The sequence below is a fragment of the Pseudomonas sp. PSE14 genome (genome assembly GCF_029203285.1).
Taxonomy (GTDB): domain Bacteria; phylum Pseudomonadota; class Gammaproteobacteria; order Pseudomonadales; family Pseudomonadaceae; genus Pseudomonas.
On sequence record NZ_CP115669.1, the window covers coordinates 1,031,533 to 1,054,849 of the forward strand.

At 67.4% G+C, this 23,317-nt stretch carries 17 protein-coding genes; 7 read left to right on the top strand and 10 right to left on the bottom strand.

The features are described from left to right. Window positions 1-64: 64 nt before the first annotated feature. Window positions 65-913, bottom strand: a complete 849-nt coding sequence (nadC, locus tag O6P39_RS04850) for a carboxylating nicotinate-nucleotide diphosphorylase (protein ID WP_275610280.1) — start codon at window positions 911-913, stop codon at window positions 65-67. A gap of 285 nt (window positions 914-1,198) precedes the next feature. On the opposite strand from nadC, the gene O6P39_RS04855 reads away from it, so the two are divergent. The 4 genes from O6P39_RS04855 (at window position 1,199) to O6P39_RS04870 (ending at window position 7,403) form a co-directional block, all read left to right on the top strand. Then, window positions 1,199-3,496: a DUF1631 domain-containing protein gene (locus tag O6P39_RS04855; RefSeq protein ID WP_275610281.1), complete on the top strand. Its 2,298-nt coding sequence runs from the start codon at window positions 1,199-1,201 to the stop codon at window positions 3,494-3,496. 85 nt (window positions 3,497-3,581) lie between these two features. Then, window positions 3,582-4,145, top strand: a complete 564-nt coding sequence (ampD, locus tag O6P39_RS04860) for a 1,6-anhydro-N-acetylmuramyl-L-alanine amidase AmpD (protein ID WP_275610282.1) — start codon at window positions 3,582-3,584, stop codon at window positions 4,143-4,145. Beyond that, on the top strand, window positions 4,142-4,978 hold the full coding sequence (gene ampE / locus O6P39_RS04865) for a regulatory signaling modulator protein AmpE (RefSeq protein ID WP_275610283.1): 837 nt from the start codon (window positions 4,142-4,144) through the stop codon (window positions 4,976-4,978). Before ampD ends, ampE begins: the two co-directional genes overlap by 4 nt. A 394-nt stretch (window positions 4,979-5,372) precedes the next feature. After that, entirely contained in the window at window positions 5,373-7,403 is a 2,031-nt protein-coding gene (locus O6P39_RS04870; RefSeq protein ID WP_275610284.1) for a methyl-accepting chemotaxis protein, read from the top strand. Between the two features lie 341 nt (window positions 7,404-7,744). On the opposite strand, the gene O6P39_RS04875 is transcribed toward O6P39_RS04870, so the two are convergent. Both O6P39_RS04875 and cra read right to left on the bottom strand, forming a co-directional pair. Further along, a complete protein-coding gene (locus O6P39_RS04875; protein ID WP_275610285.1) occupies window positions 7,745-8,524 on the bottom strand; it encodes a TatD family hydrolase in 780 nt (259 codons plus the stop codon). A gap of 4 nt (window positions 8,525-8,528) precedes the next feature. Further along, on the bottom strand, window positions 8,529-9,521 hold the full coding sequence (gene cra, locus O6P39_RS04880) for a catabolite repressor/activator (protein WP_275611889.1): 993 nt from the start codon (window positions 9,519-9,521) through the stop codon (window positions 8,529-8,531). Window positions 9,522-9,734: 213 nt separating this feature from the next. Here cra and ptsP point away from each other — a divergent pair, with 213 nt between their 5' ends. Genes ptsP through O6P39_RS04895 form a run of 3 tightly spaced genes read left to right on the top strand, consistent with a single transcriptional unit; the run spans window position 9,735 to window position 15,337 of the window. Beyond that, the gene (gene ptsP, locus O6P39_RS04885) at window positions 9,735-12,620 is read left to right on the top strand and encodes a phosphoenolpyruvate--protein phosphotransferase (RefSeq protein ID WP_275610286.1); all 2,886 of its coding nucleotides are present in this window, start codon (window positions 9,735-9,737) and stop codon (window positions 12,618-12,620) included. Continuing rightward, a complete protein-coding gene (gene pfkB / locus O6P39_RS04890; RefSeq protein WP_275610287.1) occupies window positions 12,620-13,555 on the top strand; it encodes a 1-phosphofructokinase in 936 nt (311 codons plus the stop codon). Before ptsP ends, pfkB begins: the two co-directional genes overlap by 1 nt. 36 nt (window positions 13,556-13,591) lie before the next feature. Continuing rightward, entirely contained in the window at window positions 13,592-15,337 is a 1,746-nt protein-coding gene (locus O6P39_RS04895) for a PTS fructose-like transporter subunit IIB (RefSeq protein ID WP_275610288.1), read from the top strand. A gap of 220 nt (window positions 15,338-15,557) precedes the next feature. On the opposite strand, the gene O6P39_RS04900 is transcribed toward O6P39_RS04895, so the two are convergent. From O6P39_RS04900 to arnC, 7 genes are read right to left on the bottom strand one after another with little or no spacing between them, the layout of a single operon-like run. Continuing rightward, the gene (locus O6P39_RS04900; RefSeq protein WP_275610289.1) at window positions 15,558-16,940 is read right to left on the bottom strand and encodes a UDP-glucose/GDP-mannose dehydrogenase family protein; all 1,383 of its coding nucleotides are present in this window, start codon (window positions 16,938-16,940) and stop codon (window positions 15,558-15,560) included. Window positions 16,941-16,980: 40 nt separating this feature from the next. After that, entirely contained in the window at window positions 16,981-17,421 is a 441-nt protein-coding gene (gene arnF / locus O6P39_RS04905) for a 4-amino-4-deoxy-L-arabinose-phosphoundecaprenol flippase subunit ArnF (protein WP_275610290.1), read from the bottom strand. Then, entirely contained in the window at window positions 17,418-17,762 is a 345-nt protein-coding gene (gene arnE, locus O6P39_RS04910) for a 4-amino-4-deoxy-L-arabinose-phosphoundecaprenol flippase subunit ArnE (RefSeq protein ID WP_275610291.1), read from the bottom strand. Before arnE ends, arnF begins: the two co-directional genes overlap by 4 nt. Continuing rightward, window positions 17,759-19,405, bottom strand: coding sequence for a lipid IV(A) 4-amino-4-deoxy-L-arabinosyltransferase (arnT, locus tag O6P39_RS04915; RefSeq protein WP_275610292.1), 1,647 nt, complete (start codon window positions 19,403-19,405; stop codon window positions 17,759-17,761). Before arnT ends, arnE begins: the two co-directional genes overlap by 4 nt. Further along, on the bottom strand, window positions 19,402-20,286 hold the full coding sequence (gene arnD, locus O6P39_RS04920) for a 4-deoxy-4-formamido-L-arabinose-phosphoundecaprenol deformylase (protein WP_275610293.1): 885 nt from the start codon (window positions 20,284-20,286) through the stop codon (window positions 19,402-19,404). Before arnD ends, arnT begins: the two co-directional genes overlap by 4 nt. Then, window positions 20,286-22,310, bottom strand: coding sequence for a bifunctional UDP-4-amino-4-deoxy-L-arabinose formyltransferase/UDP-glucuronic acid oxidase ArnA (gene arnA, locus O6P39_RS04925; protein WP_275610294.1), 2,025 nt, complete (start codon window positions 22,308-22,310; stop codon window positions 20,286-20,288). The genes arnD and arnA overlap by 1 nt, the downstream gene beginning before the upstream one ends. Then, the gene (gene arnC, locus O6P39_RS04930; RefSeq protein ID WP_275610295.1) at window positions 22,307-23,317 is read right to left on the bottom strand and encodes an undecaprenyl-phosphate 4-deoxy-4-formamido-L-arabinose transferase; all 1,011 of its coding nucleotides are present in this window, start codon (window positions 23,315-23,317) and stop codon (window positions 22,307-22,309) included. The genes arnA and arnC overlap by 4 nt, the downstream gene beginning before the upstream one ends.

Consider the following 23,317-nt stretch of genomic DNA (forward strand, 5'->3'; position numbering starts at 1 on the left):
CAGAAAAGCGCAAAGGCCTTTCCAGCGCAGTCGTACCGACGCGCAGCAGGGCGTGAGCAGGTTCTTACAGGCTCAAGCGCATCGACAGATCCAGCGCCTTCACGTCCTTGGTCAGGGTGCCGATGGAGATGTAGTCCACACCGGTCTCGGCGACGGTGCGCAGGGTCGCCTCGGTGATGCCGCCGGAGGCTTCCAGCTTGGCGCGACCGGCCGTGAGAGCGACGGCGGTGCGCATGTCATCCAGGCTCAGCTCGTCGAGCATGATGATGTCGGCGCCGGCGTCCAGGGCCTGGCGCAGCTCGGCGAGGTCTTCCACTTCGATCTCCACCGGCTTGCCCGGGGCGATGCGGTGGGCCTCGGTGATGGCCTGGGCGATGCCGCCGCAGGCGGCGATGTGGTTTTCCTTGATCAGGAAGGCGTCGTACAGGCCGATGCGGTGGTTGTGGCAGCCGCCGCAGGTGATCGCGTACTTCTGCGCCAGGCGCAGGCCGGGCAGGGTCTTGCGGGTGTCGAGCAGCTTCACGCCGGTGCCGTCGACCAGGTCGGCGTAGTGGCGCGCGCGGGTGGCGGTGCCGGAAAGCAGCTGGAGGAAGTTCAGGGCGCTGCGCTCGCCGGTGAGCAGGGCGCGGGCCGGGCCTTCGAGGGTGAACAGGGTCTGGTCGGCGCTGACTCGCTCGCCGTCCTTGACCTGCCACTTCACCTGGACGCGCGGGTCAACCTGGCGGAAGACCTCGTCGACCCAGGCGCTGCCGGCCACGGTGGCGTTCTCGCGGGTGATGATGCGTGCGGCGGCGTTGCGCTCGGCGGGGATCAGCTGGGCGGTGATGTCGCCGCTGCCCACGTCTTCGGCCAGGGCGGCGCGCACGTTGGCCTGTATTTCCCCGGAAAGCTCGGCGAGGGTGAGGTTCGGCATGGAGGGCTCCTGTTCGCAGTGGCGGGATTATACGGGCGGCGGGCTCTTGCGGGTATCGATTGGCGTTTGGCTCTGGCCGATCATCTGTCAGACAAACGGCAGCGGAATCGGCGTGAATTTCTTCAAGTTTGCGAGAAATGACTCTTGGTTGTTCAAGAAGCTTCCCTATAATGGACTCGAACAGCCCTACTTTTTGACGCCACGAATTTGACGTTAAGGACAACGCTTCGATGACTGTTGGTACCGCCAGCCAGCCCCGCCAGGGCTGACGGCAGGAGACGTGTGATGCAGAAGGATGCGAACGCGAACGTAGTGCCGCTGAACAAGCCGGCAGCTTCCGAACAGTCGCCGAATTCGTTCGCCGGGCGTTTGCCGGCGGCGCTGGTCAGTGTGCGCGACAAAGTCGCCATCCAGCTGCGTCAGGCCATGCAGGCGCTGTTCGACAACGCCGACGATACCCTGTTCGAGATGGCGGATCGCGCCTCCAACAACACCGAGCAGAGCGCCTATTTCGAAGCCATGCGCGACCTGCGCCTCAAGCGCAAGAGCATCGAACGCGGCTTCCTGCAGAAAGTCTTCGAGCAATTCGCCAGTCTCGGTCAATACGAGATCGGCAGGTCGTCGCCGTTGGAGTCCGTCTCCTACGACAATCTCAGCCTGGTCCAGAACGATGAGCTGGAGGAGGCTGTGGCGCTGGATGCCATGGTCGGCAAGGTCATGAGCCGCGATGGTGTGGCGCTGGGGCACCTCACGACCCGCCTCAACAAGCTGGTCAGCAAGAAGGTCGAGGACAAGACCAACCCGCTGGGCCCGCGCCTGCTGAGCGAGGCGTTCCTCGAGGCATGTCAGGGGCTGGGCGTCGAGATCAAGGTCAAGCTGATCATCCTCAAGCTGTTCGACAAGTATGTGCTGGCCGAGGCCGAGCAGCTGTATGCCGAGGCCAACCAGACGCTGATCGCCCTCGGCGTACTGCCGGAACTCAAGAACGTGCCGCTGCGCCGTCCGCCGCAGCGGAGCGCCCCCAGCCAGGCTGCTAGCGCGGCGCCGGTGGCTGGCGCGGTGGAGCAGACCGGCACGCAGTACCTGGACAGCGAGTCCCAGGCGGCTTTCGCGGCCTTGCAGGACCTGCTCTCGCAGGTGCGCGGCAGCACCGTCGCGCCGAGCCGCGCAGTGCCCGCCGACGCGGTGCCGATCACCAGCAACGACCTGATGCGCCTGCTTTCCCACCTGCAATCGCACTTGCCGGCGCAGACCATCGATGAGATTGATGTCCGCCAGCACCTGGATCACCTGCTGACCCGCGTCAGCTCCAAGAGCGGCCGCTCCCGCGTGGTTGGCCAGGTCGACGAGGACGTCATCAACCTCGTCTCCATGCTCTTCGAATTCATTCTCGATGACCGCACCCTGCCGGACTCGCTGAAGGCCCTGATCGGCCGCATGCAGATTCCGATGCTCAAGGTCGCGGTGCTCGACAAGACCTTCTTCAGCCGTGGCAGCCACCCGGCGCGCCGCCTGCTCAACGAGATCGCTTCGGCGGCCCTGGGCTGGGCCGAGCAGACCGACGGCCAGCGTGACTACCTGTACCAGAAGATCGAGCAGGTGGTGATGCGCCTGCTGAACGACTTCGTCGACGACCCGGCGATCTTCTCCGAACTGCTCGACGAGTTCATCGCCTTCACGGGCGACGAGCGCCGTCGCAGCGACCTGCTCGAACAGCGCACCCGCGACGCCGAGGAAGGCCGCGCCCGCGCCGAGCTGGCGCGCCAGGACGTGGAGCAGGTGCTCAATGAGCGTCTGCTGGGCCGCACCCTGCCGGAAGTGGTGGTACGTCTGCTGCAGGAAGCCTGGAGCAAGGTGCTGCTGCTGACCTGCCTCAAGCACGGCACGGCTTCCACCGAGTGGGAGTCCGCGCTGGCCACCATGGACGATCTGATCTGGAGTGTGGAACCCCACGAAGATCCGGATTCGCGCCTGCGCCTGCTGGAGATGGTCCCGCAACTGCTCAAGTCGCTGCGCGAAGGGCTGGCTTCCGCCGCCTTCGATCCGTTCTCCACCGGGGAATTCTTCAGCCGCCTGGAAGGGCTGCACGTACAGGCCTTCCAACGCTACAAGCAGGCTGAAGAGCGCAGGGCGGCCGCTCTGGACGACGATCTGCCGCTGCTCGACGAGCCGCTGGAAGCCACGGCGGAGGTCACCTCGGCCGCGCTGCAGCCGGCGATGGTGGCGGTGGTCGCGGAAATCGTCCTCGCTACGCCTGACGAAGTCCGGGCGGAGGAGTCCGAACAAGTGCTCGCCGATGACGACGAGTCGCTGCGCCGGGTCGACGATCTGCGGGTCGGCAGTTGGGTAGAGATCCAGGAAGACGAAGAGCACAAGCTGCGCTGCAAGCTGGCGGCGGTGATTCGTCCGAGCTGCCGCTACATCTTCGTCAACCGCACCGGCATGAAGGTGCTGGAGAAGACCCGCATGGGCCTGGCCCTGGAGTTCCATCGCAATGCCGTGCGCCTGCTGGACGACGCGCTGTTGTTCGACCGTGCCTTGGAGTCGGTGATCGGCAATCTGCGCCGCCTGAAGAACGCCTGAGCGCACCGCGCCCTGCGGTGCGCTGATCGGCGAGTTCATTTCCCCGTGCCGCTGCTTTAGAGTGGGGTTCTGCCAAGGAGCCCCCATGCAGCTCGATCCCCTTACCGGCTGGTGCCAAGGCGCCCAGCATTGCCCCTCGCCGAACTTCAACGCCCGCCCCGACGGCGAGGTGGTGTCGTTGCTGGTGATCCATAACATCAGCCTGCCGCCGGGCCAGTTCGGCACCTGCAAGGTTCAGGAGTTCTTCCAGAACCGTCTCGACGCCGACGAGCATCCCTATTTTGCCAGCATCGCTGTCATGACCGTTTCGGCGCACTTCCTCATCGAGCGCGACGGTTCGCTGTTCCAGTTCGTGTCGTGCAACGAGCGGGCCTGGCATGCCGGCGTGTCGCGCTTCGACGGGCGCGAGAACTGCAATGATTTTTCCATCGGCATCGAACTGGAAGGGACCGACTGCGATCCGTATAGCGATCGCCAGTACGAGGTCCTGGCGGAACTGACCCGGCAACTGATGGCCGGCTATCCGGCCATCACCCCGGCGCGCATCCAGGGGCATTGCGACATCGCCCCCGAGCGCAAGACCGACCCGGGCGAGGCGTTTGACTGGGCCCGCTATTTCGCCGCCATCGGTGCAAAGGAGTCGATATGAGTTTCCTGGTGTTGTTGCTGGTGCTGGCGGTCGAGAAGCTTTCCGCCTGGCGCGCGCGGTTGCAGCGCGACAGCTTGTGGCTTGGCTGGCTGGAGACAGTGGGCAGTGTTCCGTCGCTGCTGGCGAAGCCTTGGCTCGGACTGCTGGTCGCCGTGTTGCCGCCCTTGCTGCTGCTCGCCCTGCTGCTGACCCTGCTGGAGCCCGTCGCCTATGGGCTGCTGGCTTTGCCGGTGCACCTGCTGGTGGTGGTCTGGAGCCTGGGGCGCGGCGACATCCTGCGGGCCATCGGCCCCTTCCGCGATGCCTGGCGCCGCGAGGACGCCCAGGGGGCCTACCACGTCGCCGAGCGCGACCTCGGCGTGCAGGCCGACAACGACGACGAGCTGCTGGCGCAGGTGCAGGGCACGCTGGTGTGGCAGGCTTATCAGGCATTCTTCGCGGTGATCTTCTGGTACGCCTTGCTGGGCCCGGTGGCGGCGCTGACCTACCGCCTGCTGGCCATCGCGGCGGAGCAGGGGCGGCACGCGGAACTGCGCGAGCGCGCCGTCCAGCTGCGCCATGCGTTCGACTGGCTGCCGGCGCGGGCGCTGGTGCTGAGTTTCGCCCTAGTGGGCAACTTCGTCGCCGTCAGCGGCAGCCTGCTGCATGACCTGCTGGCCTGGGACGTGCCCGCTGCCCGGCTGCTGGCGCGTGCCGGCTACGTGGCTGAGGATTTCAATGAAGGCGGGTTGGGTGCCAAGGGCGTCGCCAGCCTGGATGCGCTCTGGCAACTGCTGGTGCGTTCGGCGGTGCTCTGGTACGCCGTGTTCGCCATCTGGACCCTGCTGCTGTAAGCCTGTTTCCGATCTGCCGCGCGTCGGCACGACTGTAGGAGCGAGCTTGCTCGCGAACCGCACAGCCTCGTAGCTGCCCGGCAATTCCATTCGCGAGCAAGGACTGGGCGTCCCCTTCGTTCCTACAGGTTTGGCTCAGCTTCGGCGGATAAGCAGAGCTGCTGTAAGTGCCTGATGCCGGCCGCGCTGCCGTTGGTCCGGTGATGGCATTTTAACCTTAAGTTACAGAACTCCCTGCCGATATCAGGTACACAGAAGCCTGTGCGCGCCGATCCGGTCTGTGATGTTCATCACGAGCCGTTCCGGCGAGCGCGCGTGCGGCGTGCACCAGCCCAGGGCGCGCCTGCCATCCCCGACAAGCGACATAACAATAACGGGAACAGGAGACGTCTTTGTGAGGACTGTGCTCTATCCGGCCATCGCGCTGATGAACCGCCTGAGCTTCGGCATGAAGTTCAGCCTGATCAGCGTGCTGTTTTTCCTGCCGATGCTGATCACCAACTTCTACCTGGTGCGCGATTCCTATCGCCAGTTCGTCAGCACCCGCGCCGAACTTCAAAGCCTGCAGCTGATCGGCGATGGCCAGCAGATCCGCCGCAACGTCGAAGCCTATAACGACCTCCTGCAGATCAACAGCGTGCTCGGCCAGTCCAGCAAGGGCAGCGGCATCGATGGGCGCGTCAGCAAGGTGCACAAGGAATTGCTGGCGCAGATCGCCGCGCTGCAGCCGGTCACCCAGGATGCCGAGCAGGTCGCCGAGTTCAACACCCGGCGCGATGAACTGCTCAGCTCCCTCAAGAGCGTGGAGAGCGAAGGCTCGCTGCAGAGCAAGGCAGCCACGGCGGCACGCATGGTCAACCAGGCACAGGTCTTCAACAAGCTGCTGCTGTCCCATGGCGGGCTGAGCCAGGACGACGCCCGCGACGTGCGCCAGCTCGCCGAACTGATCACCGTCGTCACGCCGCACATCACCCAGACCCTCAGTGTGGGCCGCACCATCGGCTCCAGCGCATTGGGCCAGGGCTTCCTCAATTCGGCTTCCAGCGAGCGCTTCAATGACCTGCTGCAGGACCTGGAAAAACTCCACGTCGAATACGGTCTGAAGCTGCAGGACGCCCTGGGTGGCAGCGCTGCCGCCCAGGCCGCGCTGTCCGCCGATGCCGAGGCCAGCCGCGAGACCCTGAAGAGCCAGGGCAAGCTCTTCGAGGACAAGGTGGTGATGGCCGACACCCTCGACACCCCCTGGGCCGATTTCTACGACCAGGTCAGCCGCGCGATGGACAAGACCTACCGCCTCGACGACCAGGTCCTGGCGTTCGTCGATCACGCGCTGCAGGAGCGCCTGGCCAGCAAGCAGCGGCAGATGCTGTTGCTGGTGGTGGCGCTGCTGGTGGTGTTCCTCGCCATCGGCTACCTGTACAGCGGCTTCTACGTGTCCACCCGCACCACCCTCAAGAGCCTGGGGCAGATGATGGAGCGCGTTGCCTCCGGCGACATGACGGTCACCTTCCATGCTCAGAGCCGCGACGAACTCGGCGAGCTGGGGCAGGCGTTCAACCAGACGGTGGCGAGGATTCATGACCTCATCGAGCAGGTCGGGCGCACCGTCGCCGAGGTCGAGCGGCAGACCGTACGGGTCGAGTCGGTGTCCGCCGAGAGCAACCAGGCGGTGACCGGCCAGCGTAACCAGATCGAGCAGGTTGCCACGGCGATGAACCAGATGGCAGCCACTGCGCAGGAGGTCGCACGCAGCGCCGCCGTGGCAGTGGGCAGCGCGCACAACGTCAATCAGGAGACCGCCAGCGGGCGCGCCCTGGTGGCGTCGCAGGTCGGCAGCATCCAGCGCTTGGCCGGCGAGATCGACGAGTCGGTGGCGGTGATCAACCAGCTGGCGGCCGACAGCGCCTCCATCAGCCGCGTGTTGGATGTGATCAAGGGCATCGCCGAGCAGACCAACCTGCTGGCGCTCAACGCCGCCATCGAAGCCGCGCGAGCCGGCGAGCAGGGCCGCGGCTTCGCGGTGGTGGCCGACGAGGTGCGGACGCTGGCCAAGCGCACCCAGCAGTCCACCGAGGAAATCGAGCAGATGATCGCTCGCCTGCAGAATGGCGTCGGCGCGGCGGTGAAGGCGATGGGCAGCAGCCACCACACCGCCGACGGTACCGTGAGCCAGTCGGAGCAGGTGCAGCTGGCGCTGGAGAACATCCTCCAGGCGGTGGGCGCCATCGTCGACCAGAACCAGCAGATCGCCGCCGCCGCCGAGCAGCAGACGGCGGTCGCCCATGACATCGACCAGAACATCGTGCAGATCAACCAGGCCGGCGAGCGTACCGCCGAAGGCGCCAGCGAGACCGAGCGCGCCAGCCGCGAGCTGACCGGGCAGGTGGTCGAGCTCAAGCGCCTGATCGGCGCGTTCCGGGTCTGAGAAAGGGTTTTCATCAGCAGCCCGGTATCCGCGCGAGCGCAAGGACGCTTCCCCATCTCGCGGATGCCGGGTTGTCGGTGAATTCACTCCATGCTGGGCCGTGCGTGGGGCGTGTAACGCTCCGCGTTATACGCCGATTGGCCTTGGCCGGGCGCCCCACGGTTTCCAGTGGTCGCGCGGGATCGATGGGTATCGCACTCCACTCATCCTACGGGGCCGATCTGAAGGTCTGACGGTGGGCAACGACTGTAGGAGCGAGCTTGCTCGCGAACCGCCCAGCCTCCAATTCATCCGGTAAATCCGTTCGCGAGCAAGCTCGCTCCTACAAAAGAGCCGTCGGCTCACTTCCAGCCGAACAACTCCATCGCATTGCGCGTGCTGGCGCTCGCCAGTTCTTCCGGGCTGATGCCCTTGAGCTCGGCCAACGCCGCGCAGATTTCCGGCAGATGTTCGGGGCTGTTGCGCTGGCCGGGGTACATGGCCGGCGCCATGTCTGGAGAGTCGGTTTCCAGCACGATGGATTCCAGTGGAATCTCCGGCACCACCTTGCGCAGGCGGTTGGCCTGCGGCCATGTCGGTGCGCCGCCCAGCCCCAGGCGAAAGCCCAGTTTGAGGTATTCGCGGGCCTCCTCGCGGCTGCCGGCGAAGGCATGGATGATGCCCTGGCGCCGGGGCTTGAAGCGCTTGAGGGTGGCGATCACCGCCGCGTGGGAGCGGCGTACGTGCAGCAGTACTGGCAGTTCGAAATCGATGGCCGTGCGCAGTTGCTCCTCGAAGATTGCCTGCTGACCGTCGCGGTCGAGGTCTTCCAGGTAGTAGTCCAGGCCGATTTCACCCACGGCGCAGAGCTTCGGGTGGCCCGCCAGGCGCTCCAGCCAGTCCCGCAGCGCCGTCAGGTGCTCGGGGCGGTGGCGCGCCAGATAGATCGGATGCAGGCCGAGGGCGGCATACAGGTCGGGCTCCTGCTCGACCAGCGTCCAGACGTCTTCCCAGTTCTCGCGGAATACCCCCAGCAGTACCTGACGGATCACCCCGCGCTCCCGGCTGCGCTGAAGCACCGCCTGACGGTCGTCGGCGAAGTCCGGGCAGTCGAGATGGTTGTGGGTGTCGATCAGCTGCATGGCCTCACTCCGTGCGTAGCTTCAGAGTGCGCGCCACCGGATGGACGCCGGGGGTGTAGCTGTTCTGCTCGATGGCGCCCAGTGCCAGGTCCAGGGCGCGCTCGGCGATCAGGGCGTGCTGCTGGGAGATCGCGTTGACCTTCAGCGGGACGAAGTCCAGCAGTTGCGTATCGCCGAAGGTGGCGATGCGCAGCCCCGCCGGCCAGCCGTCGGGCAGCGCCTGGAGTACGTCGAACACGCCTTCGAGCAGCACGTAGGAAGTGGTGATCAGCGCGTCGGGCAAGTGGCCCTGGCGTGCCAGCAATTCTTCCATCAGTTGGCGGCCACAGGCTCGGCTGAAGGTTTCGCCGTGCTCGACGAGGACCTGCCCCTTGAACTCGCGCAACGCGCTGCGGAAGCCCGCCGCGCGCTCCTGGCTGATGATCAGCTCCGAACGCGCGCCGAGCAGGGCGATGCTCTGCGGCACGGGTTCGAGCAGGCTGGCCGTAAGGCGCTGGCTGGCCTCGCGGTCGTCGCTGACCACCGAGCAGAAACGCTGCGGATCGAGCTGGCGGTCCACTGCGATCACCGGCACGCCGATGCCCTGCAGGCGGGCCAGGCTGTCGTCGTTGCCGGGCAGGCAGCTGGCGACGATCAGCGCATCGCAACGCCGTGCGCGGAACAGATTGAGTACCTGGCGCTCGGTGTCCGGCTCGTCGTCGGAGCTGGCGATCAGCAGCTGGTAGCCACGGGCCCGGGCGCCCTGTTCGAGCAGCTTGGCCAGCTTGGCGTAGCTGGGGTTTTCCAGGTCCGGCAGGACGAAGCCGAGGGTGCGTGTCTGGCCGCGGCGCAGGCTGGCGGCCTGCTGGTCCGGGTGGTAGCCGTGCTCTTCGATCACCGCGCGCACGCGCTCCACCGTGGCGGCGCTGATGCGGCGCTGCACGGCCTTGCCGTTGATCACATAGCTGGCGGTGGTGACCGAAACACCGGCCAGGCGGGCGATATCACTGAGTTTCAGCACGATGGGTTGCCGACAATTGGGGGCTTCAAGGATCACGCATTATCGAGTAACGTTCCAGTCTCAATAGGTGAAACGATTCAGCATTGCCCGTGGCCATTGCCTGAAGACCGCTCCGGCGGTCGAGAAAGCCACAGGTTCTAAGCTGTTCACCATACAAGCGGATGACCGCCCCAAGCGCCGACGCGCCAGAACGCCGGCGAGGAGAACGCGATGCTCGAACTGAACGCGCAGCAGGTTCGCATGGACCAGCGCGCCGCCGACAAGCAGGCCGCCCTGGCGCTGCTCGGCGCGGCCCTGGAAGATGACGGACTGGTCGCCGCCGGCTATCTCGCCGGCTTGCAGGCCCGCGAGGCGCAGGGCTCCACCTACCTGGGGCAGGGCATCGCGATTCCCCACGGCACACCGGATACCCGCCACCTGGTGCAGCGCACCGGCGTGCGTCTGATGCACTTCCCCGAGGGCGTCGCCTGGGGGGACGGCCAGACGGTGCACCTGGCCATCGCCATCGCCGCCAAGTCCGATGAACACCTGCACCTGCTGCAACTGCTTACCCGTGCGCTGGGCGATGGCGAAATGGGCGAGGCACTGCGTCTGGCCGAGAGCCCCGAGGCGCTACTGCATCTGCTGTGCGGTGCGCCACAGGCCTTGTTGTTGGACAGCCAGCTGGTCGGGTTGGGCGTCGCCGCCGAGGACTTCGACGAGCTCACCGTGCTGGGCGCGCGCCGGCTGAAGAAGGCCGGCTGCGTCGAGCCCGGTTTCGCCGCCGAACTGCATGGCAGCGAAGCGCTGCCGCTGGGCGACGGGCTCTGGTGGCTGCATAGCGCCGAGCGCGTCTCGCGGCCGGGCCTGGCCTTCGTCACCCCGCAGCGCGAGCTGAACCATGCCGGCCTGCCGGTGCGCGGGTTGTTCTGTCTGGCCAGCCAGGGCGACTCGCACCGGGCGATGTTCGAACGTCTGTGCGACCTGCTGGTGGACGGTCGAGCCACCGAGCTGGCGCGGGCCACGACCAGTCGTCATGTACTGGAGGCCCTGGGTGGTGAACTACCGGTGGACTGGCCGAGCGTGCGGGTGCCACTGGCCAACCCGCATGGCCTGCATGCTCGCCCGGCGCAGGTGCTGATGCTGCTGGCGCGGGACTTCGAGGGTGAGATTCGCGTGCGCATCGCCGAGGCCGACAGCGCGCCGGTGTCGATCCGTAGCCTGAGCAAGCTGCTCAGCCTGGGCGCACGGCGGGGGCAGGTGCTGGAGTTCTTCGCTGAACCCGAGATCGCCGAGCGCGCCCTGGAGGCGGTGCGCCTGGCGGTGGAGCAGGGGCTGGGCGAGGAGATCGAAGCGCTGCCCGAAACGCCGGAGCCGGCTGCCGTCATGGTCGAGGTTACCGAAGCGGAAACCGTCATGGCGCCGGAGGCGGGCAGCCGTTTGCAGGCCATCGCCGCATCTCCCGGTATCGCCAGCGGTCCTGCCTATGTGCAGGTCGAGCGGCCTTTCAAGTTCGCCGAGCGTGGCGAGTCGATCGAGGTGGAGCGCCAGCGTCTGGATGAGGCGCGCGAGGCGATTTCCGCCGAGATCGAGGCCCTGGTGAAGCGCACCCAGGTCAAGGCCATCCGCGACATCTTCGTCACCCACCAGGCGCTGCTGGAGGACCCGGAGCTGGCCGACGAGGTGCAGGCTCGGCTGGCCGAGGGGGCGAGCGCCGAGGCGGCCTGGAGCCGGGTGATCGAGCGCGTCGCCAGCGAGCAGGAAGCGCTGCGCGATGCCTTGCTGGCCGAGCGCGCGGCCGACCTGCGGGACGTTGGCCGGCGGGTGTTGGCGCGCCTGTGCGGCGCACAGAGTGCCGCCGCGCCGGAGCGTCCCTACATCCTGGTGATGGACGAGGTCGGCCCTTCCGACGTGGCGCGGCTGGACCGCGAGCGGGTGGCCGGCATTCTCACCGCGCGCGGCGGGGCCACCTCGCACAGCGCGATCATCGCCCGCGCGCTGGGCATTCCCGCCCTGGTCGGCGCCGGTGCGGCGGTGCTGGCGCTGGAACCCGAGACCCTCCTGTTGCTCGATGGCGACCAGGGGGAGCTGCGGGTGTCGCCGAGTGCGGAGTGCCTGGCGGAGGCCGAACGCCTGCGCGACCAGCGCCGGCGCCGTGCCGAGCGCGCCGAGGCGCGCCGTCATGAGCCGGCGATCACCCGAGACGGCCATGCCGTGGAAATCTGCGCCAACCTGGGCGACACCTCCGGCGCCGTGACGGCGGTCGAGCAGGGCGCGGAAGGCGTCGGCCTGCTGCGCACCGAATTCGTGTTCATGGACAACCCCCAGGCGCCCGATGAGGCGACCCAGGAGGCCGAGTACCGCCGCGTGCTCGATGCCCTCGGCGGGCGCCCCCTGGTGGCGCGTACCCTCGACGTGGGTGGCGACAAACCGCTGCCGTACTGGCCGATCCCGCGGGAGGAGAACCCTTACCTCGGTGTGCGCGGCGTGCGTCTGACCCTGCAGCGCCCGCAGATTTTCCAGACCCAGTTGCGCGCCTTGCTGCGGGCCGCCGCCGGGCGTCCGTTGCGCATCATGTTCCCGATGGTCGGGCAGGTGGAGGAATGGCGGCAGGCCCGCGATCTCACCCGGCAGCTCTGCGCGGAGCTGGGCGGCGAGCATGACCTGCAACTGGGCATCATGGTCGAAGTGCCTTCGGCGGCGCTGCTCGCGCCGGTGCTGGCCCGCGAAGTGGACTTCTTCAGCGTCGGCACCAACGACCTGACCCAGTACACCCTGGCCATCGACCGTGGCCATCCGACCCTGTCGGCGCAGGCCGACGGCCTGCACCCGGCGGTGCTGCAATTGATCGACATGACCGTGCGCGCCGCCCATGCCCACGGCAAGTGGGTAGGCGTATGCGGCGAGCTGGCGGCGGATGCGCAGGCGGTGCCGCTGCTGGTGGGGCTGGGGGTGGACGAGTTGAGCGTGTCGGCGCGCAGTATCCCGCTGGTCAAGGCACGGGTGCGCGAGCTCGATCTGCCGATGGCCCGCGAGCTGGCGCAAACCGCGCTGGCATTGGGCTCCGCCGCCGAGGTGCGCGAATGCGTCGCCCAGGCCCTGCCGGAGGTGAACTGATGGCGCGCATCCTCACCATCACCCTGAATCCCGCGCTGGACCTGACGGTGCGCCTGCCCCGGCTCGAGGTCGGCGAGGTCAATCGCAGCGAGTCGGTGCTCAGCCAGGCGGCTGGCAAGGGTCTGAACGTTGCGCAGGTGCTGGCCGATCTCGGTCATTCGCTGAGCGTGACCGGCTTCCTCGGTGCGGACAATGCGGCGCCTTTCGAGGCGCTGTTCCAGCGCCGTGGTTTCGTCGACGCCTTCGTCCGCGTGCCGGGGGAAACCCGCAGCAATATCAAGCTGGCCGAAGGCGACGGGCGCATCACCGATATCAACGGCCCCGGCCCGGAGGTGAGCGCCCGCGAGCAGGACGCCTTGCTCGATTGCCTCGGCCGGATCGCCAGCGAGCATGAGCTGGTGGTGGTCGCCGGCAGCCTGCCGCGCGGGGTCGATCCCGACTGGTTGCGTGAGCTGTTGCTACGGCTCGGGCGGCGCGGTCTGAAGGTGGCATTCGACAGCAGTGGCGCGGCCCTGCGCGCCGGGCTCGACGCGGCGCCCTGGCTGATCAAGCCCAACGATGCCGAGCTGGCCGAAGCCTGTGGACAACTCCTCGACACGCCGGCGGCGCTGGCCGAGCAGGCCGAGGCGCTGCGGGCGCGTGGCATCGAGCAGGTGGTGCTGTCCCAGGGCGCTGATGGTGTGCGCTGGTTCGGCCCGCAAGGCAACTGGCGGGCGATTCCGCCCAGGGTCGAGGTGGCGAGCACGGTGGGCGCGGGTGACTCGCTGCTCGCCGGTATGTTGCACGGCCTGCTGGTTGGCTGGCCGGCCGAGCGCGTGCTGCGCCACGCCACGGCGGTAGCGGCGCTGGCGGTCACCCAGTTCGAGTTCGGCATCGGCGATGCGCCGCGCCTGAACCAGATCGAAGACGGCGTGCAGGTTCAGGCCCAGGCCTGAGTCGCGCCGCATCCAGAACAACAAGAGGTTATGACGATGAACCTTGCCCTTATCACGGCCTGCCCGAACGGCCAGATCACCAGTGTGCTCAGCGCACGCCTGTTGCGCGCGGCGGCCGAGCGCCTGGGCTGGGCGGTGTGCGTCGAGCAGCACGACCCGCAGCATCCCGAACGCCAGCTCTCCGCGGCGCAGATCGCGGCGGCCGACTGGGTGCTGGTGGTCAGCGCGCAGCCGCTGGACCTTTCGCGCTGCATTGGCAAGCGCCTGCTGCAGGCGCGTCCGGCCGAGGCGCTGGCCGATCCCGCCGCCTTCCTCCAGCGCGCTGCGCAGGACGCCGTCGTGTGGCAGGGCGAGGAGCGACCGAGCGTTTCCACTGAGGTGGCGCGTGCCGCGAAGTTGGTGGCGGTCACCGCCTGTCCGACCGGTGTGGCGCACACCTTCATGGCCGCCGAGGCGTTGCAGCAGGCAGCGCAGCAGATGGGCTACGAGCTGAAGGTGGAGACCCAGGGTTCGGTGGGTGCCCGCAATCCGCTGAGCGCCGAGGATATCGCCGGCGCCGATGTGGTGCTGCTGGCGGCGGATATCGAAGTGAACACCGAGCGTTTCGCCGGCAAGCGTATCTTCCGTTGCGGCACGGGTGTCGCGCTGAAGCAGCCGCAGGCGATCCTCGATCGCGCGTTGAAGGGGGCGGCGGCGGAGTCCGCCGCGACGGCCGGCAGCGGCGCGACGCCGGGGAAAAAGGAGGCGCGCGGGGTGTACAAGCACCTGCTCACCGGCGTGTCCTTCATGCTGCCGATGGTGGTAGCGGGCGGCCTGCTGATCGCGCTGTCCTTCGTCTTCGGTATCGAGGCGTTCAAGCAGCAGGGCACGCTGGCCGCCGCGCTGATGCAGATCGGCGGCGAGGCGGCGTTCAAGCTGATGGTGCCGATGCTCGCCGGCTACATCGCCTGGTCCATCGCCGACCGGCCGGGCCTGGCGCCGGGGATGATCGGCGGCCTGCTGGCGAGCACCCTGGGCGCGGGCTTCCTCGGCGGCATCGTCGCGGGCCTGCTGGCCGGGTATTCCGCGCGGGCCATTGCGCAGTGGATTCCGTTGCCGGCCAGTGTCGCGGCGCTCAAGCCGATCCTGATCATTCCGCTGCTGGCCAGCCTGTTCACCGGGCTGGTGATGATCTACGTGGTGGGTTCGCCGGTGGCCGCGATGATGCGTTCGCTGACCGACTTCCTCGCCGGCATGGGCACCACCAATGCGGTCCTGCTGGGGCTGCTGCTGGGCGGGATGATGTGCGTCGACCTCGGCGGGCCGATCAACAAGGCGGCCTATGCGTTCTCAGTCGGCCTGTTGGCCTCGCAGAGCTATGCGCCGATGGCGGCGGTGATGGCGGGCGGCATGGTCCCGCCGATCGGCATGGGCATCGCCACCCTGCTGGCGCGGCGCAAGTTCGCCCAGAGCGAGCGCGAGGCCGGCAAGGCGGCGCTGGTGCTGGGGCTGTGCTTCATCTCCGAGGGCGCGATTCCCTTCGCCGCCAAGGACCCGCTGCGGGTGATCCCGGCGAGCATCGTCGGTGGCGCGCTGACTGGTGCGCTGTCGATGCTGTTCGGCTGCAAACTGCTGGCGCCCCACGGTGGGCTGTTCGTGCTGCTGATTCCCAACGCGATGAATCATGCGCTGCTGTACCTGCTGGCGATCGCCGTGGGCAGCGTGGTGACCGGTGTGCTCTATGCCGTGCTCAAGCGCTCGGAAGCGGCGCCGATGATGGTGATGGGGGAGCCCGCTCGGTAGGGCGTATAACCGTTCGCGGTTATACGCCGATGCGCCTGGCTTTGCCGCCCGCTCCAGGATCGAGCCCGGAGTACCCTGGGGCCCAGGGTCGAACCGGTTTCAAGGCCAGGCCCGGAGTGCCCTGGGATCAAGGTCAAACGGCGTATAACGTCGAACGTTATACGCCCTACGGGGTGAGGCATCGCGTGGCGCCAAACCCGTAGAGGCGGACAGTGGCGCTTCAGGCGTGGCGCTTCTGCACGTGGTTCTGCAGCGGAGCCGGCACCGGCAGGCGGTGCGAGTCACCGCGGCCCATGGCGAAGTATTCGAAGCCATGGCGCGCCATGCGCTCCGGGTCGAACAGGTTGCGGCCGTCGAAGATCACCGGCGCCTTCAGGCGGCTGGCGATCAGCTCGAAGTCCGGCGCCTTGAACTGCCGCCATTCGGTGCAGATCACCAGGCCGTCGGCGCCGCCGAGGGTCGCTTCGGGCGTGCCCATCAGGGTCAGGCGCTCATCGTGACCGTACAGGCGCTGGGCTTCGGGCATGGCCTCGGGGTCGAAGGCGCGGACCTTGGCGCCGGCGGCCCAGAGCGCTTCCATCAGCGTGCGGCTCGGCGCATCGCGCATGTCGTCGGTGTTGGGCTTGAACGACAGGCCCCAGAGGGCGAAGGTGCGGCCCTTGAGATTGCCGCCGTAGTAGCTGCTGATGCGTTCGAACAGCTTGCTCTTCTGCCGCTGGTTCACCGATTCCACCGCCCGCAGCAGATCGCTGGAGCAGTGCGCTTCCTCGGCGCTCTGGATCAGGGCCTGGACGTCCTTGGGGAAGCAGGAGCCGCCGTAGCCGCAGCCGGGGTAGATGAAGTGGTAGCCGATGCGCGGGTCGGCGCCCATGCCCTGGCGCACGGCCTCGATGTCGGCACCCATGTGCTCGGCCAGCTCGGCGATCTGGTTGATGAAGCTGATCTTGGTTGCCAGCATGCAGTTGGCCGCGTACTTGGTCAGCTCGGCGCTGCGCAGGTTCATGCTGATGATGCGGTCGTGGTTGCGGTTGAACGGCTCGTAGATCTCGCGCATCACGTCCATCACTTCCGGGCTCTCGCAACCGATGACGATGCGGTCGGGTTTGCGGCAGTCGGCCAGGGCAGAGCCTTCCTTGAGGAATTCCGGGTTGGAGACGATCTCGAACTCCAGCGTCCGGCCGGTCTCCGCGAGCACCTGCTGCACGTGGGCCTTGACGCGGTCGCCGGTCCCCACGGGAACGGTGGACTTCTCCACGATGACCACTGGCTGGGTACGGTTGCGGGCGATGCCTTCAGCGACGGCCAGCACGGCGCGCAGGTCCGCCGAGCCATCGGGCAGCGGCGGCGTGCCCACGGCGATGAACTGCACCCGGCCATGGGCGGTGGCTTCGGCGACGTCGCTGGTGAAGTGCAGGCGGCCGGCCTCCAGGTTGTCCTTCACCAGTTCGGCAAGGCCGGGCTCGAAGATGCTGATGTGCCCGCGCTTGAGCTTGGCGATCTTTTCTTCGTCGATGTCCATGCACAGGACATCGTGGCCGACTTCCGCCATGACGGCGGCCTGGACGAGCCCCACATAGCCGATACCGAATACGCTGATTTTCATGCTGTGCTCTCCCGCTGAGGGCTCATGACCGGTTCAGGGGTCATTCGTACTGTGTGATTTTTTGGCGAGCGTCGCCGGATTTGATGACGTTTGTTCCATTGCCGCGACGCGGTGCGTTGATGGTGATCACACCGGCGATGACCAGGCCGACACCCAGGGTGCGCGCCAGGCTCAAGGGCTCGCCCAGGCCCGGCAGCCACGAGGCGCCGAGGTAGACGAGGGCATAACTGAGGCTCAGCAGCGAATAGGCGCGGCTCAGCGGCAAATGGTTCAGGGCGATCAGCCAGCAGAGCATCGACAGCGCATAGGCCAGCACCGCGCCGGCCAGCACCAGCAGGGCGGCCAGATCGAGGCTGCCGAGCGCATCGAGCCACTGCGAGGGCGCAGGCAGGCGGGTCATGCCCCAGCGCATGCCCAGCTGCGCACCGCTGACCAGCACTACGCTGCCCAGGGCGAGACCGATGCCGCGCCAGACGCTCATGACTGCAACCCCAGCAGGGCCACGCCGGCGACGATCAGTGCGACGCCGCACCAGTGGCGGGCATCGATGTGCTCGCGGAACAGCGCCCGCGCGGCAAAGGTCACCAGTACGAAATTCAGGCTCAGCATCGGGTAGGCCAGCCCCACGTCCAGGCGTTGCAGCAGCAGCAGCCAGAGCAGCAGGCCGCCGCCCAGGCAGCTGACGGCCAGCAGCAGCCAGGGACTGAGCAACTGCGTCAGCCAGTCCAGGTCACGGCCTCGCCAGCTTTCCACCGCGAGCTTCTGTGCGATCTGCCCCAGGCAGGTCAGCAGGCACACACTGGCGAGCAGCAAGGCGATCATGGCGCCGCCTTCGGGATCAGCAGGACGACGAGATGGTTCTGCCGGAAGCTGATGGCGTCCTTCGGCATCTGCTTCAGGTCTTCCTCGTCGCTCGCGCCGTTGACCCGCAGCAGCACGCCGACGGAGCCCTTGGCGCGGGCCTGGGCGATCCAGGCCTGGGCATCGTCCAGGGTGATGCTGCGGCCGGCGCCCTCGGGATAGCCGAGGCCGTACTTCAGCTCGCCCACGGTATTGAGCAGGTTCACGTCGCTGCGCCCGGTGCGCCAGGCCAGGGCGGTGGCGGCGCCAAGGTCGTTGCTCAGCAGGCTGTCGGCACCGCGCAGCTCATCCAGGTGTTCGCGGACGAACTGGTCGGGCATCTTGCTGTTGACCATGGTATTGGGCATGGCCGCCGGCAGCAGCGCCACCAGAATCCACAGGCCGAACGCCGAGGCGGCCCACAGCCGGGTTGGGCGCAGCAGTTGCAGCGCGCCGCAGACCAGCCAGGCGACGCAGACGATGCCGACCATCACCACGCTGGGCGTTTCGTCCTTGTACAGTGGATGGCGCAGTTGCAGGACTACCAGCGCAATCAGCGCGGCCAGGCCGATCAGCAGATTGAGCGCGCCGTTCAGGCGCAGCATCCGCTGGCGACCCTGTTGCAGTGCATCCGCGAGGCTGTCGGCCATCAACAGGGCCAGCGGGGCGAAACACGGCATGATGTAGGTCGGCAGCTTGCCCTTGGCCAGGCTGAAGAACAGGAACGGCATGGCGAACCACAGCAGCAGGAAGCCCAGCCGGGGATCGCGCAGGCGGGTGGCGCCCTTGCACAGCGCGGGAACGATCAGCACTGCCCAGGGCAGGGCGCTGGCGAACAGTAGCGGCACGAAGAACCAGATGGGACGGCCATGTTGTGCGTCCTCGCCGGCGAAGCGGCGGATGTGTTCGTGCCAGAAGAAGAAATTCCAGAAGTCCGGCTCACGGGCGTAGATCAGCAGCGCCCAGGGCAGGCTCACCAGGACGGCCACCAGCACGGCCAGCGGACCGTAGCGCAGCAGGTCCATGAAGCGCCCATTGAGCAGCGCATAGGGCACGCCGACGATTACCGGCAGCAAGAAAGCGAGGAACCCCTTGGTCATGAGGCCCATGGCGCACGCCGCGCCGAGCAGGCTCCAGGCGGCGATGCGCGCGCGTGTCGCGGTGGCGTCAAAGGCGAACCAGAGGGCGGCGAGGCTGAGGTTCACCCAGAGGGTGAACTGCGGGTCGAGGTTGGCGTAGCCGGCCTGCCCGGCGATCAGTCCGAAGCTGGCGTAAAGCAGCCCCGCGGCCCAGGTGCGGCGCGGATCGTTCCACAGGCGCCGGGCCACCAGCAGCACCAGCAGGGTGCTGAGGGCGCTGACCAGGGCCGAGGCGAAGCGCACGCCGAACAGGTTCTCGCCGAACACCGCCTGGCTCGCGGCGATCAACCAGTAGCCGCCGGTGGGCTTCTCGAAATAGCGCAGGCCGAGCAGGTGCGGCGACACCCAGTCACCGCTTTCCCACATGGCCTGGGCGATCTGCGCGTTGCGGGTCTCGTCGGGAATCCACAGGCCGTGGAAGCCCAGCGGCAGCAGGATACAGAGCAGGAAAGCCGCCAGCAGCGTCGGGTAGGCGAGGCGCTTCATGCCTGTTGTACCCCCAGCCAGCCTTCGCGGCCGGCCAGTTCGCCACGCACCAGGCGGGCGACGGGCAGGCTGGCGGGGTTGTCCGGCAGCAGCCGGCCCAGGGGGTGGAACTGGATGTCGTCCTGCCGGGCGCGCCTGAGCAACTGACGGAACATGTCTGCCATGAGAATCCCTTCTACCTCGGCATGGATGGTGTAGACGTTGAGCGCGTTCTTGCGGAAGCGCTGGAGGATGAAGTCGTTGAAGTCGGCGGCGGACACCTGTGGCCCCACCACTTCATCAAAGGTCGGCAGGTCCACCGGGATTTGCGGCGCACCGATGCGGCCGTCGTCGAGCCGGGGGCGGAACAGCGCGGTGCCGCGGCAATCGCTGTTGTAACGGAAGCCGAAACGCTCCTTGGCCTCCACTACGCGCTCGTCGGCGCGCCAGCCGGCGGCGGCGGAACAGTCGATCGGTTTGCCGATGATGTCGGCGAGGGTGTCGACGCCCTGGCGAATCTGCTCCACCAGTTGCTCGGGGCTCCAGCGCCCGGCGTTGGCCTGCCAGCCGTGATGGTCCCAGGCATGCAGGCCGATTTCATGGCCGGCTTCACTGGCGCGTCGCATCAGGTGGCCGAGGTCGCGGCCGATGGGTTTGCCCGGCCAGGCGGTGCCAGCCAGGAGGATGTCCCAGCCGTACAGCCCGGCGGCGTTGGAGCGCAGCATTTTCCACAGGAACTGCGGCCGGATCAGGCGCCACAGGTGGCGGCCCATGTTGTCCGGGCCGACGCTGAAGAAGAAGGTCGCCTTGATGCCGGCTTCGTCGAGGATATCCAGAAGCCGGGGCACTCCTTCACGGGTGCCCCGGTAGGTATCCACGTCGATACGCAGTCCTGCCTGCATTACGCGATGCTTTTGCTTTTCAGCGGCACGGCGTGCGCTGCGCCGCCTTCGCGCTCGGCGAGGGCTTCGCGCAGGAAGAAGTCCAGCGTCTTGCCGATGGTTTCGGTCAGCTCGACGGTGGGCTCCCAGTCCAGCAGGCGGCGGGCGTTCTTGATGCTCGGCTTGCGGTGCGACACGTCCTGGTAGCCGTCGCCATAGAAGCTGCGGCTTTCCACTTCGCGGAAGCCGGCAAACGGCGGGAACTGGTCGCGCAGCGGGTGGGCTTCGAACTGACGCAGCAGCTCCTCGCCCAGCTGGCGGATGCTGGCTTCGTTGTCCGGGTTGCCGATGTTGACGATCTGCCCGTCGCAGCGGCCGCCTTCGTTGTCGATGATGCGGGCCAGGGCTTCGATGCCGTCGTTGACGTCGGTGAAGCAGCGCTTCTGCGCGCCGCCATCCACCAGGCGGATCGGGGTGCCTTCAACGAGGTGCAGGATCAACTGGGTGATGGCGCGGGAGCTGCCGATGCGCGCCGAGTCCAGGCGATCCAGGCGCGGGCCCATCCAGTTGAACGGACGGAACAGGGTGAACTTCAGGCCCTTCTGGCCGTAGGCCCAGATGACGCGGTCGAGGAGCTGCTTGGAGACCGAGTAGATCCAGCGCTGCTTGTTGATCGGCCCGACCACCAGGTTCGATTTGTCCTCGTCGAAGTTGGTGTCGGTGCACATGCCGTACACCTCGGAGGTGGAGGGGAAGATCACGCGCTTGTTGTATTTCACGCAGTAGCGGACCAGCTTGAGGTTTTCCTCGAAGTCCAGCTCGAACACGCGCAGCGGGTTGCGGGTGTACTCGATGGGGGTGGCGATGGCCACCAGCGGCAGGACCACGTCGCACTTCTTGATGTGGTACTCGATCCACTCGGTGTGGATGCTGATGTCGCCTTCGACGAAGTGGAAGTCCGGGTTGCTGCGCAGGCGCTCGATGGCGTCGGAGCCGATGTCCAGGCCGTAGACTTCGTAGTTGCCGTCGCGCAGCAGGCGCTCGGACAGGTGGTTGCCGATGAAACCGTTGACCCCGAGGATCAGTACGCGGGTCTTGCGCTTGGCCTTGCGCGCCGCGCCGTACAGGCGCGAGCCCTCCACCAGGCCCATTTCGCGGGCCAGTTGCGGGCCGGCGAGGAACAGGCCGGCGTCGCCCTGCTGGCCGGAGAGGATTTCCAGCGAGTCTTCGCCGCAGGCGATGCGCAGCGGATCTACGCTGAGCACCGAGCCGGGCGCCTGGCCGCCATTGCCGCTGGAGACGCGGGAGCTCCAGACGATCAGCTTGCGATCGCCCACGGGCGCGAAGGCGCCGGGGTAGGGCTGGGTGACCGCGCGGACCAGGTTGTGCAGCTCGCGGGCCGGACGTTGCCAGTCGATGGCGCCGTCAGCCGGGGTACGGCGGCCGAAGTAGCTGGCGCGGGACTCGTCCTGCGCGACTTCGGCGAGCTCGCCTTTGGCCAGCTTGGGCAGCGCTTCGTCCAGCAGTTCGCGGGAAGCCTGGCGCAGCTTGCCGTGGAGGATCAGTGCGGTGTCGTCCGCGCCGATCGCCACGCGCTGCTGGGCGAGGATGGCGCCGGCGTCGGCGCGCTTGACCATACGGTGCAGGGTGACACCGGTCTCGGTCTCGCCGTTGACCAGCACCCAGTTGGCCGGCGCGCGGCCACGGTAGCGCGGCAGCAGCGAGCCATGCAGGTTGAAGGCGCCTTCGGAGGCGCAGGCCAGCAGCTCCTCACCGAGCAGGTTGCGGTAATAGAAGGAGAAGATATAGCGCGGCTGCAGTTCGCGGATGCGCGAGATCCACAGCGGGTGATTGACGTCTTCCGGAGCGTGCACGGGGATGCCATGGCGCGCGCAGAGCTGCGCGACGGAGCCGTAGAAACGGTTTTCCTGCGGGTCGTCGGCATGGGTGAAGACAGCGTCGATCTGGTAGCCGGCGGCGAGCAGCGCTTCGATGCCGGTGCAGCCGATGTCGTGGTAGGCGAAGACGATGGTCTGCTGGGTCATGGCTGGAGAGACTCGAGAGAAGAGGAAGAAGGGGTGCTTGTGCGGGTTTCGAGCGTGGTCCGCTGGCGGACGATGCGCTCGATGAAGAAGCGCGGGCGAGCGCGCACGTCGTTGTACATGCGGCCCAGGTATTCGCCGAGCAGGCCCATGCCCACCAGTTGCACGCCAGTGAAGGTGAACAGCACGGCGAACAGGACGAAGACACCGTGGCCGGCCCAGGCGGCGCCGAAGATCACGCGCAGGATGACCAGCAGCAGGGCGAAGCCGAAGCCGGCCGCCGCCATGGCGCCCCCCACCAGCGACAGCAGGCGCAGCGGGGTGGTGGTCATGCAGGTGACCAGGTCGAACATCAGGTTGATCAGGCGCATGAAGTCGTACTTCGACTCGCCGTGTTCACGCTCGGCATGGGCGACCATGATCTCGGTGGTGTGACGGGCGAAGCTGTTGGCCAGGATCGGGATGAAGGTGCTGCGCTCGCGGCAGGCCAGCATCGCCTTGACGATGCTCGCGCGGTAGGCGCGCAGCATGCAGCCGTAGTCGCTCATGGCCACGCCCGTGGAGCGTTGCACGGCGAGGTTGATCAGCTTCGACGGCCAGCGGCGCAGGGCCGAGTCCTGGCGCTTCTGGCGCACGCTGCCGACCACGTCGTAGCCCTTGGCGGCTTCCTCCACCAGGCGCGGAATTTCTTCCGGCGGGTTCTGCAGATCGGCGTCGAGGGTGATGATCACGTCGCCCCGGCACTCTTCGAAGCCGGCCATGATCGCCGCGTGCTGGCCGTAGTTGCGGTTGAGGATCACCGCGACGACGTGGCTGCCGGGGGCCTCGGCGGCCTCAAGGAGCATGTCGGCGGAGCCGTCGCGGCTACCGTCGTCGATCAGGATGATCTCGTAGTCGCGGCCCAGCTTCTCGCAGGCGGCGCTGGTGCGACGCAGCAGCTCGGGCAGGCTGGCTTCCTCGTTGTACACCGGGATGACGATGGACACGAGGTTGATCGGATAGGCTTTCAC

Excerpts from the sequence above, each read along its gene's own strand:
- ptsP (WP_275610286.1), top strand. The coding sequence starts at position 9,735 with ATGCTCGAACTGAACGCGCAGCAGGTTCGCATGGACCAGCGCGCCGCC.
- O6P39_RS04895 (WP_275610288.1), top strand. The coding sequence starts at position 13,592 with ATGAACCTTGCCCTTATCACGGCCTGCCCGAACGGCCAGATCACCAGT.
- O6P39_RS04900 (WP_275610289.1), bottom strand. The coding sequence starts at position 16,940 with ATGAAAATCAGCGTATTCGGTATCGGCTATGTGGGGCTCGTCCAGGCC.
- arnE (WP_275610291.1), bottom strand. The coding sequence starts at position 17,762 with ATGATCGCCTTGCTGCTCGCCAGTGTGTGCCTGCTGACCTGCCTGGGG.
- arnD (WP_275610293.1), bottom strand. The coding sequence starts at position 20,286 with ATGCAGGCAGGACTGCGTATCGACGTGGATACCTACCGGGGCACCCGT.
- O6P39_RS04855 (WP_275610281.1), top strand. The coding sequence starts at position 1,199 with ATGCAGAAGGATGCGAACGCGAACGTAGTGCCGCTGAACAAGCCGGCA.
- pfkB (WP_275610287.1), top strand. The coding sequence starts at position 12,620 with ATGGCGCGCATCCTCACCATCACCCTGAATCCCGCGCTGGACCTGACG.
- ampE (WP_275610283.1), top strand. The coding sequence starts at position 4,142 with ATGAGTTTCCTGGTGTTGTTGCTGGTGCTGGCGGTCGAGAAGCTTTCC.
- ampD (WP_275610282.1), top strand. The coding sequence starts at position 3,582 with ATGCAGCTCGATCCCCTTACCGGCTGGTGCCAAGGCGCCCAGCATTGC.
- arnT (WP_275610292.1), bottom strand. The coding sequence starts at position 19,405 with ATGAAGCGCCTCGCCTACCCGACGCTGCTGGCGGCTTTCCTGCTCTGT.
- arnA (WP_275610294.1), bottom strand. The coding sequence starts at position 22,310 with ATGACCCAGCAGACCATCGTCTTCGCCTACCACGACATCGGCTGCACC.
- arnF (WP_275610290.1), bottom strand. The coding sequence starts at position 17,421 with ATGAGCGTCTGGCGCGGCATCGGTCTCGCCCTGGGCAGCGTAGTGCTG.
- nadC (WP_275610280.1), bottom strand. The coding sequence starts at position 913 with ATGCCGAACCTCACCCTCGCCGAGCTTTCCGGGGAAATACAGGCCAAC.
- O6P39_RS04875 (WP_275610285.1), bottom strand. The coding sequence starts at position 8,524 with ATGCAGCTGATCGACACCCACAACCATCTCGACTGCCCGGACTTCGCC.